The organism is Glaciibacter sp. 2TAF33 (assembly GCF_052114945.1).
Lineage (GTDB): Bacteria > Actinomycetota > Actinomycetes > Actinomycetales > Microbacteriaceae > Cryobacterium.
In genome coordinates, this window is the sequence record NZ_JBFRFS010000004.1 from 224,507 (window position 1) to 241,077 (window position 16,571).

At 64.8% G+C, this 16,571-nt stretch carries 10 protein-coding genes and 3 rRNA genes; 4 read left to right on the top strand and 9 right to left on the bottom strand.

What is annotated here, in order from left to right; genetic code table 11:
* Positions 1-25: 25 nt before the first annotated feature.
* The 4 genes from AB4Y94_RS05365 to AB4Y94_RS05380 all read left to right on the top strand — a co-directional run bounded on the left by AB4Y94_RS05365 (position 26) and on the right by AB4Y94_RS05380 (position 3,956).
* Positions 26-583 carry a GNAT family N-acetyltransferase gene (locus AB4Y94_RS05365; protein ID WP_441725765.1) on the top strand — a complete coding sequence of 186 codons (558 nt, stop codon included), beginning with the start codon at positions 26-28 and terminating at the stop codon, positions 581-583.
* 54 nt (positions 584-637) lie between these two features.
* The gene (locus AB4Y94_RS05370; protein WP_441725768.1) at positions 638-2,173 is read left to right on the top strand and encodes a carboxylesterase/lipase family protein; all 1,536 of its coding nucleotides are present in this window, start codon (positions 638-640) and stop codon (positions 2,171-2,173) included.
* Between the two features lie 94 nt (positions 2,174-2,267).
* A complete protein-coding gene (locus tag AB4Y94_RS05375) occupies positions 2,268-2,687 on the top strand; it encodes a YciI family protein (RefSeq protein ID WP_441725771.1) in 420 nt (139 codons plus the stop codon).
* A gap of 24 nt (positions 2,688-2,711) precedes the next feature.
* Entirely contained in the window at positions 2,712-3,956 is a 1,245-nt protein-coding gene (locus AB4Y94_RS05380; protein ID WP_441725773.1) for an RNA polymerase sigma factor, read from the top strand.
* Between the two features lie 99 nt (positions 3,957-4,055).
* Here AB4Y94_RS05380 and recN read toward each other — a convergent pair whose 3' ends face one another.
* From recN to AB4Y94_RS05425, 9 genes are all read right to left on the bottom strand, one after another.
* Positions 4,056-5,750 (bottom strand): DNA repair protein RecN, encoded by a 1,695-nt coding sequence (gene recN / locus AB4Y94_RS05385; RefSeq protein ID WP_441725776.1) that lies wholly within the window; start codon positions 5,748-5,750, stop codon positions 4,056-4,058.
* Between the two features lie 9 nt (positions 5,751-5,759).
* Positions 5,760-6,680, bottom strand: a complete 921-nt coding sequence (locus AB4Y94_RS05390; RefSeq protein ID WP_441725779.1) for an NAD kinase — start codon at positions 6,678-6,680, stop codon at positions 5,760-5,762.
* Positions 6,681-6,684: 4 nt separating this feature from the next.
* Positions 6,685-7,494 carry a TlyA family RNA methyltransferase gene (locus tag AB4Y94_RS05395; RefSeq protein ID WP_441725782.1) on the bottom strand — a complete coding sequence of 270 codons (810 nt, stop codon included), beginning with the start codon at positions 7,492-7,494 and terminating at the stop codon, positions 6,685-6,687.
* Complete coding sequence (locus AB4Y94_RS05400; RefSeq protein ID WP_441725784.1) at positions 7,491-7,661, bottom strand: hypothetical protein; 171 nt, start codon at positions 7,659-7,661, stop codon at positions 7,491-7,493. Before AB4Y94_RS05400 ends, AB4Y94_RS05395 begins: the two co-directional genes overlap by 4 nt.
* Before the next feature lie 10 nt (positions 7,662-7,671).
* Entirely contained in the window at positions 7,672-8,697 is a 1,026-nt protein-coding gene (locus AB4Y94_RS05405; protein ID WP_441725787.1) for an HAD-IIA family hydrolase, read from the bottom strand.
* Complete coding sequence (locus tag AB4Y94_RS05410; protein WP_441725790.1) at positions 8,684-10,939, bottom strand: primosomal protein; 2,256 nt, start codon at positions 10,937-10,939, stop codon at positions 8,684-8,686. The genes AB4Y94_RS05405 and AB4Y94_RS05410 overlap by 14 nt, the downstream gene beginning before the upstream one ends.
* Before the next feature lie 269 nt (positions 10,940-11,208).
* Positions 11,209-11,325, bottom strand: a 5S ribosomal RNA gene (rrf, locus tag AB4Y94_RS05415).
* Positions 11,326-11,368: 43 nt separating this feature from the next.
* Positions 11,369-14,485, bottom strand: a 23S ribosomal RNA gene (locus AB4Y94_RS05420).
* A gap of 441 nt (positions 14,486-14,926) precedes the next feature.
* A 16S ribosomal RNA gene (locus AB4Y94_RS05425) occupies positions 14,927-16,447 on the bottom strand.
* Together the 16S, 23S and 5S rRNA genes form the textbook arrangement of a ribosomal RNA operon.
* Between the last annotated feature and the right edge of the window lie 124 nt (positions 16,448-16,571).

The following is a 16,571-nucleotide window of genomic DNA, read 5'->3' on the forward strand; positions in this document are numbered from 1 at the left end:
CGGTGGGTGCTCGTACTGTTGGCCTATGACGGATCCGATCCTTTTGTATCCCTGGACCGCTGATGACCTGCCGGTGCTCGAACGCGGTAATACGCCGGAGATGACGACGTTTCTCGGCGGTCCCGAAACGAGCGAACAGCTTGTGAAACGCCATGCCAAATTCCATCGGCTGTGGGAGGAAGGCGAAGCGCGGATGTTCACGATCAACGCTGCCTCGGAGGATATCCCCGTGGGATCTGTCGGCTACTGGAAGAAGGAGTGGGCGGGCGCCGAGGTGTACGAAACCGGCTGGAGCGTTGCGACCGCCTTCCAGGGTCGAGGTTTCGCGTCCAAAGCCCTCCGGGCGTGCCTTCAGTACGCCGGGACGCACGGTGACCGCGAGCAGGTGCTCGCATTTCCCCGCATCGACAATGCGGCGTCCAACGCCCTCTGCAGAACCGTCGGTTTCACCCTCCGCGGCGAGGAGGACTTCGAGTACCCGAAGGGCAACCCGATCAGGGTCAATGCCTGGTCGTTCGACGTGTCGTCGCTGCGGCGGGGCATCGAGTCGGCGGGCAACTCGGCCGGTAGGCCTGTCCAGTGACACGTCGCCGAGGCGGACAAGGATTCGCTGTCCGCGTTCTGGAGTGAGATCCTCATGGTTGCCGCCGCAGCCACACCCTCAGAGTCCGCGCCTGAGCCTCTGGCCCGCACCACGGCCGGGGTGCTGCGCGGCAGCTGGGAGTCGGGACTGGCGGTCTTCCGCGGCATCCGGTACGCCGAGCCGCCCGTCGGTGCGCTCCGATTTGCCGCACCGCGACCGGTTCGCAGCTGGGTCGGGGTGCGCGCGGCGGTAGCCTACGGGCCGCCACCTCCGCAGCCTGGTGGCCTGTTCGAGCCGGGCGGGCAGGCACGCCAGCCGGGCGACGACTGGCTTTCGGTGAACGTCTGGTCGCCCGACCCGGCCCCGTCGGCGGGCCTGCCAGTGTTGGTGTGGGTCCCGGGCGGCGCCTACGTGATCGGCGCGTCCAGCCTCCCGGAATTCGACGGCGGCCGCCTGGCTGCCGACGGCGTCGTGGTGGTGACGCTCAACTACCGGCTGGGGGTGGAGGGTTTCGCCCTCATCGACGGGGCCCCCGCCAACCGAGGCCTGCTCGACCAGGTCGCCGCGCTGCAGTGGGTGCAGGGCAACATCCGGGCGTTCGGCGGCGACCCGGATCGGGTGACGATCTTCGGGCAGTCGGCGGGCGGCGGTTCGGTCGCCGCGCTCCTGGCCATGCCGTTGGCGGCCGGGCTCTTCCGCAGAGCCATCGCCCAGAGCCCGCCGGGCACGTTCTTCTCCCCGCAGCTTGCCGCCGACATCGCCGTGGCCTTCGCCGCCGAATATCGGGTGCCCCCGACGGCGGCGGGCCTGGGTCCCGTAGACCCCTCCCTGCTGCCCGCTGCGGCAGAGGCCGTCACCGCGAAGATCGACCGGTGGCACGACCTTTGGGGCGCGATCACCCACCGGCGGATCGTGTTCGCGCCTGTCGTCGACGGCGACGTCCTGCCGACCACCCCGTGGACGGCGCTGGCCAACGGCGTCAGCCGGGACGTCGACCTGCTGGTCGGCCACACCCGCGAGGAGCACCGGCTGTTCAGCCTGATCGACGGCGTGCTGGGCCAGGTGACCGAGGAGCAGGCCGCGACCGCCCTGCTCTCCCTCGCCCCCGGTCCGGACGGCGCCCGCCGCTACCGCGATGCCTTCCCGGCCGCCAGCCCGGAAGACCTGTACGAGCTGGTCAACGCCGACTGGCTGTTCCGCATGCCGGCCCTTCACCTCGCCCAGGCGCACGCCGCCGCCGGCGGCCGGACCCACTTCTATGAGCTGGCCTGGTCGGCCCCCGGCATGCCTGCCCTCGGCGCCTGCCACGGCCTCGACGTACCGCTCGTCTTCGGCAATCTGAGCAGCGGCCAACCCGGGCAGTTGATCGGCGAACCGCCCTCCGCGGAGGCGGAGGCGCTGTCGGCACGCATCCGCGCCGCATGGACGGCCTTCGCCGCTGACGGCGACCCAGGCTGGCCCGCGTACAACGCCGACCGGCGGCTGGTGCAGGTCCTCGACGCTCAACCGGCGGTCATCCCCTACCCGGAGGACGCGTCCCGGCTGCTGTGGCAGCAACACGTCTTCCCGGCACTCCCCCTCACCGATTAATAGCGATCTGACGTGTGTGTCGATTTGGGGTCGCGCGGTTCGACCTTGGGGTGAGAAGGTCGAAGGACGATCTTCCACAACCAAGGAGTACGAGATGGCCAAGTACATGCTGATCATGCGCGCGACGGACGAGTCGTTCGCTTCCTTCGCGAACGCCGACTTCACCGAAATGCTCGACGCGATGGGCAAGTTCAACGACGAGCTGATCCGGGCGGGCGTGCTGCTCGCCGCCGAGGGCCTCGACGACGCGAACAACGGGGTGGTGGTCGATTTCACGGGTGAGTCGCCGGTCGTGACTGACGGCCCGTACGGGGAGACGAAGGAGCTGTTCAACGGCTACTACATCCTCGACGTCGCGTCGATCCAGGAGGCAGTCGAATGGGCCAAGCGCGCGCCGATGACCGCGGGAACCAAGACCGAAATCCGTCGCGTCCCGTCGATCGATGAGTTCCCGCAGGACAACGTGTGGATCCAGAAGGAGCGCGCCTGGCGCGAGCAGACCGGGCAGCTCTGACCGAGCGGGCATGACCGAGTGGGCATGACCGAGGCGCGGCGCGCCGTCGAGGCGGTGTGGCGGATGGAGTCCGCCCGCATCGTCGGCGCGCTCGCCCGCTACACGGGCGACTTCTCGCTGGCCGAGGATCTCGCGCAGGAGGCGCTCGCTGAGGCGCTGGTCTCCTGGTCGGTCAACGGGCTGCCGGCGGCGCCGACCGGCTGGCTGCTCACGGTGGGTCGTCGCCGGGCGATCGACGCCTTCCGTCGCCGGTCGGCCCGCGACGAACGGTATGCCCTGCTCGCCCGCGAACTCGACGAGGAGCTTCCCGGCGTGGACGCGCTGTTCAACCCCGATGCGATCGACGACGACGTGCTCGCGTTGATGTTCATCGCCTGCCACCCGGTGCTGTCGAAGGAGGCACGGATCGCACTGACCCTCCGAGTCGTCGGCGGGCTCAGCACCGATGAGATCGCCAAGGTCTTTCTCGTGCCCGTGCCGACCATCCAGGCGCGCATCACCCGCGCCAAGAAGACTCTCGCGGCTGCGAGGGTCCCCTTCGTCGTGCCGGAACCTCACGCGAGGGCCGAGCGGCTTGCCTCCGTGCTTCACGTCGTCTACCTGATCTTCACAGAGGGGTCCTTCGCCTCCGGTGGCGACGAGTGGATTCGCACCGACCTGGCCGACGAGGCGCGCCGGCTTGCCCGCGTGCTGGTGCGGCTCGAGCCGCAGCCCGAGGTATTCGGCCTCCTCGCGCTGTTGGAGCTCACGGCTGCCCGCTTTCCCGCCCGACTCGACGCCTCTGGCAACCCGGTGCTCCTGGAGGAGCAGGACCGGCGACTGTGGGACCAGTCGGCCATCCGGCGCGGACGCGCGGCACTGGCACACGCCGTCGGGGCGGGCCGGGGCCTCGGCGCGTACGGACTCCAGGCGTCCATCGCCGAATGCCACGCCGTGGCCCGCTCAGCGGCCGAGACCGACTGGCAGCGGATCGTCATCCTTTACGAATCCCTCGGACGGCTGACGCCGTCGCCCATCGTCGAATTGGGCCGCGCGGTCGCGGTCGCGATGGCCTCCGGCCCGTCGGACGGCCTCGCCCTGGTCGACGCGATCGCGTCGCGCGGCGATCTGGCCGGCACCCACCTGCTCCCCGCGATCCGCGGCGAGATGCTCACCCGGCTCGGCCGTCGCGACGAGGCGCGGTCGGCCTTCCGGCAAGCCATAGAGCTGTGCGGGAACACCGTCGAACGCGCGGTGCTCGAGCGCAAGGTCGACGATCTCAGCCTCTGATTGGTTTTGCGCCTGGCTGTGAGGGGTCACATATCGACCTTCGCAGTGCGCCGGAAGGTCGATTTGTGACCCCTCACATGTTCGTCGACCGGATGCCGCTCAGCGCGAGTGGGCGAGTGAGATGAGCTCGCGGGCGTGCTCCAGCCCGCTCGCCGAGTCCGGCAGCCCAGAGAGCAACCTGGCCATCTCGGCGGCCCGTTCCTCCCCGTGCAGCTGGCGCACGCTGGAGGCGGTGACCGCGCCGTCGCTGTCCTTCACGACGCTGAGGTGGTTGCCGGCGAACGCCGCCACCTGCGCGAGGTGGGTGACCACGATCACCTGCGCGGTCTCGGCGAGCCTCGCCAATCGCCGGCCGATCTCAATCGCCGCGGCCCCGCCGACTCCGGCATCCACTTCATCGAACACGAAGGTGGGCACCGGGTCGGTGGCGTTGATCACCACTTCGATGGCCAGCATGACACGGGAGAGCTCCCCACCCGATGCCCCGCGCGCCAACGCGCGCGGTTCGGCTCCGGCGTGGGGTTGCAGCAGGATGCGCACCACGTCACGGCCGGTCAGGCCGAGTTCCTCACGGCTGTCGATCTCGACGACGAGGGACGCGTCCGGCATCGCCAGCGCACCCAGTTCACCGGTGACCGCGGCGCCGAGGGCGGCGGCGGCTCGTTCCCGGAGCCCGGTGAGCGTGGTGGCGAGCTCGTCGACCAGGAGGTGGTCGGCTTCGGTCTCTGCGGTCAGCTCGTCGATGCGGTCGGAGTCGCCGTCGAGTTCGACCAGCCGGGCACTGCCGGTGTCGAGGAACTCGATCGCCTCGTCGACGCCGCCTGCGTACTTGCGGCCGAGGGCGGTGAGTTCGGCGCGCCGCTCCTGCACGATCTCCAGCTCACGGGCGCCGTCGGCGTCGAGGCCGGCCAGGTAGCTGGAAAGTTGGGCGGCGATGTCGGCGACCAGGAATTCGGCGTTGCCGAGCGCCTCGACCATCGGCGGCAGCACCGGGTCGTGGCCGGCGGCGCGTTCCAGCTGCCGCCTCGCCGCGTCGAGCAACGCCACAGCGTCGGGCATGTCGTCGACGCTCTCCTCGGCGGAGAGCAGTTCGCGGGACTGCGCGGCTGCCAGTCGGAGTTCTTCGAGGTTGCCGAGCCGTTCGGCGCGCTCGGACAGCTCGGCGTCTTCGCCGCGTTGCGGGGCGATGGTCTCGATCTCAGCGATCGAGGCACGCAGCCCTTCGGCTTCCCGGGCGCGGAGATCCTGTTCCCGGGTGAGCCGATCCAGCTCGTCCCGGTTGGCGATCCAGCGACGGTAGGCGTGCTGATAGTCGGTGAGGATTTCCGCCAACTCCGGACCGGCAAACCGGTCGAGGGCTTCCCGCTGAGCGGATGCCGAACGCAGCCGCACCTGGTCAGACTGCCCGTGGACCACGACCAGGTCGCCGCCCAGGTCTCCGAGGACGCTGGCCGGGGCCCCGCGGCCGCCGACGACGGCGCGGCTGCGGCCCTCCGCGGAGACGGAACGGCCGAGGATGAGCTCGGGGCCGTCGAGGTCTCCCCCGGCGTCGCGGACGCGTTCGGCCACAGCGCCGTTCGGGTCGATCAGCCAGCGGCCTTCGACCCAGGTCTGCGACTGGCCCTGCCGCACCCGGGCGGCATCCGCTCGTTCGCCGAGCAGCAAGCCGAGGGCGGTGACCACCATCGTCTTGCCCGCGCCGGTCTCGCCGGTCACGGCGGTGAAGCCGGGACCGAGTGGCAGGGTCGCCTCGGCGATCACGCCGAGGTCGCGGATGGAGAGTTCTTCGATCATGCCGTCGCCCTACTCACGCCCAACCGGGCCCCTCCAGCCGGTGACCGGCAGGTTGAACTTCTTCACCAGGCGGTCGGTGAACGGGCCGGTGTGCAGTCGGGCCAGGCGCACCGGCACCGGGGAACGGCGCACGACCACGCGCGCGCCGCGCGGCAGGTCGAACGAGCGGCGGCCGTCTGCCCAGACGATGGCGGTGCCGGCCGTGCGGTCCAGGACCTCGACGGCAAGCGAGGAGTCCGGGCCGACCACCAGAGGGCGGGCGAACAGCGCGTGCGCGGAGAGCGGCACCAGCAGCATCGCGTCGAGGCTCGGCCAGACCACCGGTCCGCCGGCTGAGAACGAGTATGCGGTGGAGCCGGTGGGCGTGGACATCACGACGCCGTCGCAGCCGAAGGAGGACAGCGGCCGGCCGTCGACCTCGATGACGACTTCGAGCATCCGTTCCCGGCTGGCCTTCTCCACGGTGACCTCGTTGAGCGCCCAGGTCTCGTAGACGACCTCGGAGCCGACTTTGACGCGCACCGAGATGGTCATGCGTTCCTCGACCAGGTAGTCCCGTTGCAGCACCCGGCGCACGGCGACATCGAGGTCGTCGCGTTCGCTTTCGGCCAGGAACCCGACGTGGCCGAGGTTGATGCCGAGGAGCGGCGCCGTGCAGCCGCGCACGATTTCGGCCGCGCGGAGGATGGTGCCGTCGCCACCGAGCACGATGACGAGTTCAAGGTCTGAGACGTCGACGCCGTGGCCGAGCACGGCCAGCTCGCCGATCAGCGACGGGGCGGCTCGCATCAGGTCGTCGCGTTCGTCCCGGTCGAGCACCGGCACGGCGCCGGCGGCGATCAGCTGGCGGCAGACGGTGACCGCGGCTTCGAGTGAGTCTTCGCGACCGGTGTGGGCGACGACCAGGAGGTTGCGCGGCGCTGCAGTCATGTCGTCACGCTCCCACCAGTGCGGTTATCCGGTCCAACCATTCTGTCGGATTGCCGGCGCCGGTGTCGCCAGATGAGCGCAGCCAGCACAGGAATTCCCGGTTGCCCGAGCCCCCGATGATCGGCGACTCGATCAGGCCGAACGTGCCCAGGCCGAGGTCCCAGCCTGCCCAGAGAACGCCGGCGACGGCATCCGCTTGCAGGGTCCTGTTGTGAACGATGCCCTCACGGATGCCGGTTCGGCCGACCTCGAATTGCGGCTTGACCAGCAGCACGAAGTCGGCTCCTTGCGCGGCCGAGGCCACCAGTGCAGGCAGCACGGTGGGCAGGGAGATGAAGGAGAGGTCCCCGACGACGAGGTCGGGGCGTTCGGCGATCCCGGAGGCCTCCGCGAGGGAGGCCGGGGTGGCGTAGCGGAGGTTGAAGCCTTCGACCAGGCTGAGGCGGGGTTCGGAGCGGAGCGGGGCGGCCAGCTGCCCGTGGCCGACGTCGACCGCGATCACCCGGTCGACGCCGCGTTCGAGCAGCACCTGGCTGAAACCGCCGGTGGACGCGCCGGCGTCGAGTGCCAGCCGGCCGGCCACAGCAACCTCGAATGCGTCGAGCGCTGCAATGAGTTTGTGGGCGCCGCGGCTCACGTAGTGGTCGGTGGGCGCGACGCTGAGCACCTGCTCGTCCCGCACCTTCAGCGATGCCTTGACCACGGGGACGCCGTCGACGGTGACCAGGCCGTCGGCGATGAGTCGGGCTGCCACGGTGCGCGAGCGCACCAGTCCGCGCTCGGCCAGCGCGGCGTCGAGCCGGGATTCGGTCATCCGGCAGACCGCGCCACGTCGCCGCCCCCGAGTTGGGCCTGCAACTGGTCGTGAAGCTGGGCGTACGCGGCGGCACGGGACTCGAGCGGCTGCTCCTCGATCACGGCGAGGCGCGAAACCAGGCCGTCGTCGTCGGCGTGTTCGTGCGTTTCTGGGCCGGGATTCACATCCACAAGGCTACCGCCACACCGTCAGCCGCTCCGGGACGTTGAGTCCGTAGATCGGCCGGCCGCTGGCCCAGATCACGGCGCAGGCGGCGCGCAGCAGGTTGATGCCACCGTCGCCCTCGCGCTTGATCTCGACGTCGTTACCGCGGATGCGCACGCTCGCGCCGGCAACGGATGCCACGGTGCCGTCCTTGGAGAACTCGGTCTCCGGGTACGCCCGGTGGAGTTCGCGGAGGTCTCCAATGATGTACTCCGGGCGCGACTTCGCATCCGCCGCCAGCACCTGCTTGGCCTTGTCGACCCCGGTGAGCACCAGCACTGCGGGTATCCCGGCGCGGTTGGAGCCCAGGATGTCGGTGTCGAGCCGGTCGCCGATGAACAGCGGCTTGCGCGCACCGAACCGGTTGACGGCTTCGGTGAAGATCGCGACCTCCGGCTTGCCGGCCACCAGCGGCAGCCGGCCGACCGCGCTGTGCACGGCCGAGACCAGGGTTCCGTTTCCGGGCGCGATGCCGCGGGCGACGGGGATGGTCCAGTCCGTGTTGGTGGCGATCCAGGGGATGCCGCCGCCCGGAGTGTCGCTGGCCAGGGCGAAGGATGCCTCCGCGAGCTCGGTCCAGCCGACCTCGGGCGCGAACCCCTGGATGACGGCGGCCGGTTCGTCGTCGGCAGAACGCGTGACCACGAACCCGCCCTTCTCCACCTCGTTGACCAGACCGTCACCGCCGACCACCAGGATCCGGGAGTTGGCTGGGACATGCTCGGCGAGGAGCCGGACAGCAGCCTGCGGCGAGGTGACGACATCCGTCGCCGCGACCGATAACCCGAGCTCGGTGAGGTGGTCGGCCACGGACTGGTCGGTGCGCGACGCGTTGTTGGTGATGTACCCGACGCGCAACGTTTCGGCGGCGCGGTTGAGGCTCTCCACAGCGAACGGGATCGCGTTGGGACCGGTGTACACGACGCCGTCGAGGTCCGCGAGGACCACATCGACGCCGGTCAGCAGCGTCTCGGCACTCCCCCTACGAAGCAGCATCTGCAGCTTTCTTCGCGGCGCGCGCGGCACGGGCCTTCGCGTTCTTGGCGAGCCGGGCGGCTTCGGCCTTCGCCGCGTCATCGGCGGTGGAGCCCTCGGCGGTCGAGCCCTCGGTAGTCGAGCCCTCGGTAGTCGAGCCCTCGGTAGTCGAACTCGTGTCGTCCTCGATCTCGACAGGCTCGATCACCGACTGGTCGTCCTCGATCTCGACAGGCTCGATCTGCGACTGGTCGTCCTCGCTCTCGAACAGCGGCTCTTCCTCGATCTCGAGGATCTCCACGGTCTCGTCGTCGTCCTCGGTGTTGCCGAGTGCGGCATCCGCTCGGGCAGCTCGCTCATGCCAGGTTTCGGCTTCGTCGGTGCGGCCGAGTTCATCAAGCACGTCCGCATACGCCGAGAAGAGCTCAGGACTGTACGTGAACGCGGTCTTCGGGTCGAGCTGCGGAATCTCGAGTTCGGCCAGGGCAGCATCCGTCTCACCCAGATCGAGCCGGGCGCCGGACATGGCGATCGCGAGTGACACCTGGACTGCCGCCGGAAGGGTGTTGCGGTCGACGGACCGGCCGAGCTCGAGGGCGCGGTCGGGACGTCCCACGCCACGCTCGCTGTCCACCATGAGTGCCAGCTGGTCATTAGATCCGGAGATTCGACGGTAGGTGCGGAGTTCGCGGAGAGCCAGCGCGAAGTCACCAACGGCATAGGCCGTGATGGCGAGGCTTTCGCGTACGACCGCGATGCGGCCAGCGCGACGGGCAGCGGACACCACGTGGGCGTGCGCCTGCTGCGGGTCGCTCTCGATGAGGCGGGCAGCCATGGCGAGGTGCTTGGCCACCCACTCGGCGTTGTCCTTGGTGAGTGTCTTGAGTTCGTTGCGTGCGATCCGGTCGAGGTCTTTGTCGGAGACGTCGTCGGGGAGCTCGGGGTCGTCGTGACGCGCGCGAACCGGGCGCAGCTCGCGCTGCATCCGCTGTTCTTCGGTCATCTCCTCCTCTTCGAACCGGGCGTCGCGGTCGCCGCGGGCGGGTGCACCGTCGCGGGTCCAGAGCTTGCGTTCGCCGGTCTGCGGGGCGGAGTCGCGGCGGGGACGGTCGGGGCGTGCGCCGTCCTTGGCCCACGGCTTACGTTCGCCGTCGCGGGCTGGACGGTCTGAACCGCCGCGGTAGGCGGGACGCTCGCCGTCGCGGGCTGGACGGTCTGAACCGCCACGGTAGGCGGGACGCTCGGTGTTACCACGGTACGGGGGACGCTCGCCATCACGGGCCGGGCGGTCGGTGCGGTCAGAACCGCCACGGTACGGGGCTCGCTCGCCGTCCTTCGCCCAGGGCTTTCGCTCGCCATCACGCCCGGGGCGCTCTGCGCCACCGCGGTATGGAGGGCGCTCGGTGTTGCCGCGGTACGGAGGACGCTCACCATCACGGGTGGGGCGCTCGGTGCGGTCAGAGCCGCCACGGTACGGGGCACGCTCGCCGTCCTTCGCCCACGGCTTACGCTCACCATCACGCGCCGGACGATCAGACCCGCCACGGTACGCGGGACGCTCGGTGTTACCGCGGTACGGGGGACGCTCGCCATCACGGGTGGGGCGCTCGGTGCGGTCAGAGCCGCCACGGTACGGAGCACGCTCGCCGTCCTTCGCCCACGGCTTACGCTCACCATCACGCGCCGGACGGTCAGACCCGCCACGGTACGCGGGACGTTCGGTGTTGCCACGGTACGGAGGACGTTCGCCACCGTGGGCAGGGCGCTCGGTGCGGTCGGAGCCGCCACGATACGGGGCACGCTCGGGGTTACCGCGGTACGGAGGACGCTCGCCATCACGGGCAGGGCGCTCGGTGCGGTCAGAGCCGCCACGATACGGGGCACGCTCGCCGTCCTTCGACCACGGCTTACGCTCGCCATCGCGGGCAGGACGATCGGAGTTTCCGCGGTAGGGGGGACGCTCACCATCGCGGGCCGGACGGTCAGACCCGCCACGATAGGCGGGACGGTCGGTGTTGCCACGGTATGGGGGACGCTCACCATCGCGGGCAGGGCGCTCGGTGCGGTCCGAACCACCACGGTACGGAGGACGATCGCCATCACGCGCCGGACGATCGGAGTTTCCACGGTAGGGAGCGCCGCCGGAAGGCCGGCCGGATCCACCACGTCCTGCGGGCGGTCGTCCGCCCTGGCTGCCGCCTGAACGGCGGTCGTCCCGGCCGCCGCTGCGTGCGTCGTTCTCGCCGGATCCTGATGGGCTCACTGTGTATATCTCCTGTGTAGTTGATTCTGCTTTTGGGCGCTCAAGCCAGCGTACGGCTTAAGGCTGAGGCTTGGCCGGTGCTGTCCAGGCCATCCCGGGTTGTTCGCATCCGTTGTGCGGCACTTGCGCCGGTGTGCGGGTGGCACGCCTGCCGCATTGCGGCGCAACTGCCGCATAGCGCTGGGTGCTCGCGTGACATCCGTCCGCAGAGCGTGTTAACGCAAAATGGCCACCCTGTTGGGTGGCCATTTCACGTGTTTCTAAGTTAAGTCCGGCGGTGTCCTACTCTCCCACAGGGTCTCCCCTGCAGTACCATCGGCGCTGAGAGTCTTAGCTTCCGGGTTCGGAATGTGACCGGGCGTTTCCCTCTCGCTATAGCCGCCGAAACACTTGTTGATGTTTACAAGCAGCTTCGTATTCAAACAAAGTGTTATCAAATTATCGGCTTATTAGTACCGGTCAGCTCCGAGAGTCTTTAGTCCTCTCTTCCACATCCGGCCTATCAACGCAGTAGTCTAGCTGCGAGCCTCTCCCCCGAAGGGATGGAAATCTCATCTTGAAGCCGGCTTCCCGCTTAGATGCTTTCAGCGGTTATCCGTTCCGAACGTAGCTAATCAGCGGTGCTCCTGGCGGAACAACTGACACACCAGAGGTTCGTCCATCCCGGTCCTCTCGTACTAGGGATAGATCTTCTCAAATTTCCTACGCGCGCAGCGGATAGGGACCGAACTGTCTCACGACGTTCTAAACCCAGCTCGCGTACCGCTTTAATGGGCGAACAGCCCAACCCTTGGGACCTACTCCAGCCCCAGGATGCGACGAGCCGACATCGAGGTGCCAAACCATGCCGTCGATATGGACTCTTGGGCAAGATCAGCCTGTTATCCCCGAGGTACCTTTTATCCGTTGAGCGACAGCGCTTCCACAAGCCACTGCCGGATCACTAGTCCCGACTTTCGTCCCTGCTCGACTTGTCAGTCTCACAGTCAAGCTCCCTTGTGCACTTACACTCGACACCTGATTGCCAACCAGGTTGAGGGAACCTTTGGGCGCCTCCGTTACTTTTTAGGAGGCAACCGCCCCAGTTAAACTACCCACCAGGCACTGTCCCTGAACCGGATCACGGTTCGAAGTTAGATATCCAATATGACCAGAGTGGTATTTCAACAATGACTCCACCTGAACTAGCGTCCAAGCTTCAAAGTCTCCCACCTATCCTACACAAGCCACACCGAACACCAATACCAAGCTGTAGTAAAGGTCACGGGGTCTTTCCGTCCTGCTGCGCGTAACGAGCATCTTTACTCGTAGTGCAATTTCGCCGAGTTCGCGGTTGAGACAGCTGGGAAGTCGTTACGCCATTCGTGCAGGTCGGAACTTACCCGACAAGGAATTTCGCTACCTTAGGATGGTTATAGTTACCACCGCCGTTTACTGGGGCTTAAATTCTCAGCTTCGCCTTGCGGCTAACCGTTCCTCTTAACCTTCCAGCACCGGGCAGGCGTCAGTCCGTATACATCGTCTTGCGACTTGGCACGGACCTGTGTTTTTAGTAAACAGTCGCTTCCCACTGGTCTCTGCGGCCTTCAAACGCTCCAGGAGTAAATCCCTTCACGCCTCAGGCCCCCCTTCTCCCGAAGTTACGGGGGCATTTTGCCGAGTTCCTTAACCACGATTCTCTCGATCTCCTTAGTATTCTCTACCTGACCACCTGAGTCGGTTTGGGGTACGGGTGACTAAAACCTCGCGTCGATGCTTTTCTTGGCAGCATAGGATCACTGATTTCGCCCTTACGGGCTACCCATCGGGTCTCAGCCTTATATGAGAGACGGATTTGCCTATCTCTCGGCCTACATCCTTAGACCGGGACAACCATCGCCCGGCTCAGCTACCTTCCTGCGTCACACCTGTTAATACGCTAACCGCACCAGCATAGGGTCGTGCGCTAGGCCCACCGCGTCACCCCGAAGGGATCAGTCAGTGGGATTCAGACACTTAGCATTACTGGGTTGGCTTGGGCGGTTTTTCGCCAGTACGGGAATATCAACCCGTTGTCCATCGACTACGCCTGTCGGCCTCGCCTTAGGTCCCGACTTACCCAGGGCGGATTAACCTGGCCCTGGAACCCTTGGTCTTTCGGAGGACGGGTTTCTCACCCGTCTTTCGCTACTCATGCCTGCATTCTCACTCGTGTGGCGTCCACGGCTGGTTTACACCGCCGCTTCACTCGCCACACGACGCTCTCCTACCCATCCATACGGCTGGACCACGAAGGCCTGCCAAAAATATAAATGCCACAACTTCGGTGGCGTGCTTGAGCCCCGTTACATTGTCGGCGCGGAATCACTTGACCAGTGAGCTATTACGCACTCTTTCAAGGGTGGCTGCTTCTAAGCCAACCTCCTGGTTGTCTGTGCAACTCCACATCCTTTCCCACTTAGCACGCGCTTTGGGACCTTAGTTGGTGGTCTGGGTTGTTTCCCTCTCGACGATGAAGCTTATCCCCCACCGTCTCACTGCTGCGCTCTCACTTACCGGCATTCGGAGTTTGGCTGACGTCAGTAACCTTTTAGGGCCCATCGGCCATCCAGTAGCTCTACCTCCGGCAAGAAACACGCAACGCTGCACCTAAATGCATTTCGGAGAGAACCAGCTATCACGAAGTTTGATTGGCCTTTCACCCCTATCCACAGCTCATCCCCTCCATTTTCAACTGAAGTGGGTTCGGTCCTCCACGCGCTCTTACACGCGCTTCAACCTGGCCATGGATAGATCACTTCGCTTCGGGTCTAGGACATGCGACTGAATCGCCCTATTAAGACTCGCTTTCGCTACGCATTCCCCTCTCGGGTTAAGCTCGCCACATATCACTAACTCGCAGGCTCATTCTTCAAAAGGCACGCTGTCACCAGAACATGCTGGCTCCAACGGTTTGTAAGCAAACGGTTTCAGGTACTATTTCACTCCCCTCCCGGGGTACTTTTCACCTTTCCCTCACGGTACTTGTTCACTATCGGTCATGTAGGAGTATTTAGGCTTATCAGGTGGTCCTGACAGATTCACACGGGATTTCTCGGGCCCCGTGCTACTTGGGATACTCTTCGCGCCATTGGAACATTTCGACTACGGGGTTCGCACCCTCTATGACCAGGCTTTCAATCCTGTTCGTCTATATTCCTTTGTAACGCTCACTGTTCGGCAGAAGCAGCAGAAAAGTCCCGCAACCCCGACCATGCAACGCCTGCCGGCTATCACACATGATCGGTTTAGCCTCATCCGGTTTCGCTCGCCACTACTAACGGAATCACTGTTGTTTTCTCTTCCTGTGGGTACTGAGATGTTTCACTTCCCCACGTTCCCTCTACCCGCCCTATATATTCAGGCGGGAGTCACCAGGTCACCTCACGGGCCTGGCGGGGTTTCCCCATTCGGACATCCTCGGATCACGGTTCGTTTATCAACTCCCCGAGGCTTATCGCAGATTACTACGTCCTTCTTCGGCTCTACATGCCAAGGCATTCACCGTTTGCTCTTAGAAATTTGAAATCACATGAGTTTGAATCGATTGGTGCCACGGAAACGAATCCCCGCGGCAGAAATTGACCAATGATCTATAAATAGATCTTTGTAATTTGCGGACCGAAGTCCGTCAAATTTAAGATGCTCGCGTCCACTGTGTAGTTCTCAAAGTACGGGCGGTACCCCACCCCACCGCAAGTGATGCGACAGGACAAGGTCCGAAGGAACAGTCCACTCCCCAGGCCAAAGCCTGGACAAGCGTCCCGGTCCCTCAGGACCCAACAGCGTGCGTCATGCCGGCCTCCGCCACCCCAGTGTTCCAACCCCCGAAGGAGCGTACTAACTCGAATGAACATCATCCGGCATCAATGTCAATGTTCCACCCATGAGCGCTGTCCAACCCGAACAGGTTGGTACAACTTGGCAGCTAATTCCGCTGTATACAGACGGACTGCACATGCTCCTTAGAAAGGAGGTGATCCAGCCGCACCTTCCGGTACGGCTACCTTGTTACGACTTAGTCCTAATCACCGATCCCACCTTCGACAGCTCCTCCCCTTGCGGGTTAGGCCACTGGCTTCGGGTGTTACCGACTTTCATGACTTGACGGGCGGTGTGTACAAGGCCCGGGAACGTATTCACCGCAGCGTTGCTGATCTGCGATTACTAGCGACTCCGACTTCATGAGGTCGAGTTGCAGACCTCAATCCGAACTGAGACCGGCTTTTTGGGATTCGCTCCACCTTACGGTATTGCAGCCCTTTGTACCGGCCATTGTAGCATGCGTGAAGCCCAAGACATAAGGGGCATGATGATTTGACGTCATCCCCACCTTCCTCCGAGTTGACCCCGGCAGTATCCCATGAGTTCCCACCATTACGTGCTGGCAACATAGGACGAGGGTTGCGCTCGTTGCGGGACTTAACCCAACATCTCACGACACGAGCTGACGACAACCATGCACCACCTGTATAGAGACCTTGCGGGGCGACCATTTCTGGCCGTTTCCTCTATATGTCAAGCCTTGGTAAGGTTCTTCGCGTTGCATCGAATTAATCCGCATGCTCCGCCGCTTGTGCGGGCCCCCGTCAATTCCTTTGAGTTTTAGCCTTGCGGCCGTACTCCCCAGGCGGGGAACTTAATGCGTTAGCTGCGACACGGAGACCGTGGAATGGCCCCCACATCTAGTTCCCAACGTTTACGGCATGGACTACCAGGGTATCTAATCCTGTTCGCTCCCCATGCTTTCGCTCCTCAGCGTCAGTTACGGCCCAGAGATCTGCCTTCGCCATCGGTGTTCCTCCTGATATCTGCGCATTCCACCGCTACACCAGGAATTCCAATCTCCCCTACCGCACTCTAGTCTGCCCGTACCCACTGCAGGCTGGAGGTTGAGCCTCCAGTTTTCACAGCAGACGCGACAAACCGCCTACGAGCTCTTTACGCCCAATAATTCCGGACAACGCTTGCACCCTACGTATTACCGCGGCTGCTGGCACGTAGTTAGCCGGTGCTTTTTCTGCAGGTACCGTCACTTTCGCTTCTTCCCTACTAAAAGAGGTTTACAACCCGAAGGCCGTCGTCCCTCACGCGGCGTTGCTGCATCAGGCTTGCGCCCATTGTGCAATATTCCCCACTGCTGCCTCCCGTAGGAGTCTGGGCCGTGTCTCAGTCCCAGTGTGGCCGGTCACCCTCTCAGGCCGGCTACCCGTCGTCGCCTTGGTGAGCCATTACCTCACCAACAAGCTGATAGGCCGCGAGCTCATCCTTGACCAAAATTCTTTCCACCCCCARGAGATGCCTCCGAGGGTCATATCCGGTATTAGACGTCGTTTCCAACGCTTATCCCAGAGTCAAGGGCAGATTGCTCACGTGTTACTCACCCGTTCGCCACTAATCCAAGGAGCAAGCTCCCCTTCATCGTTCGACTTGCATGTGTTAAGCACGCCGCCAGCGTTCGTCCTGAGCCAGGATCAAACTCTCCGTAAATGTTTGATTGCACGACCACCGAAGTGACCGGCACATCTAGAGTGCCCAGCCGCCGGAATAGGCGAACCAGACACAAGTTTGAAACTGACAGAACAAATCATTACTGACTTGCTTTGTTGTTTAA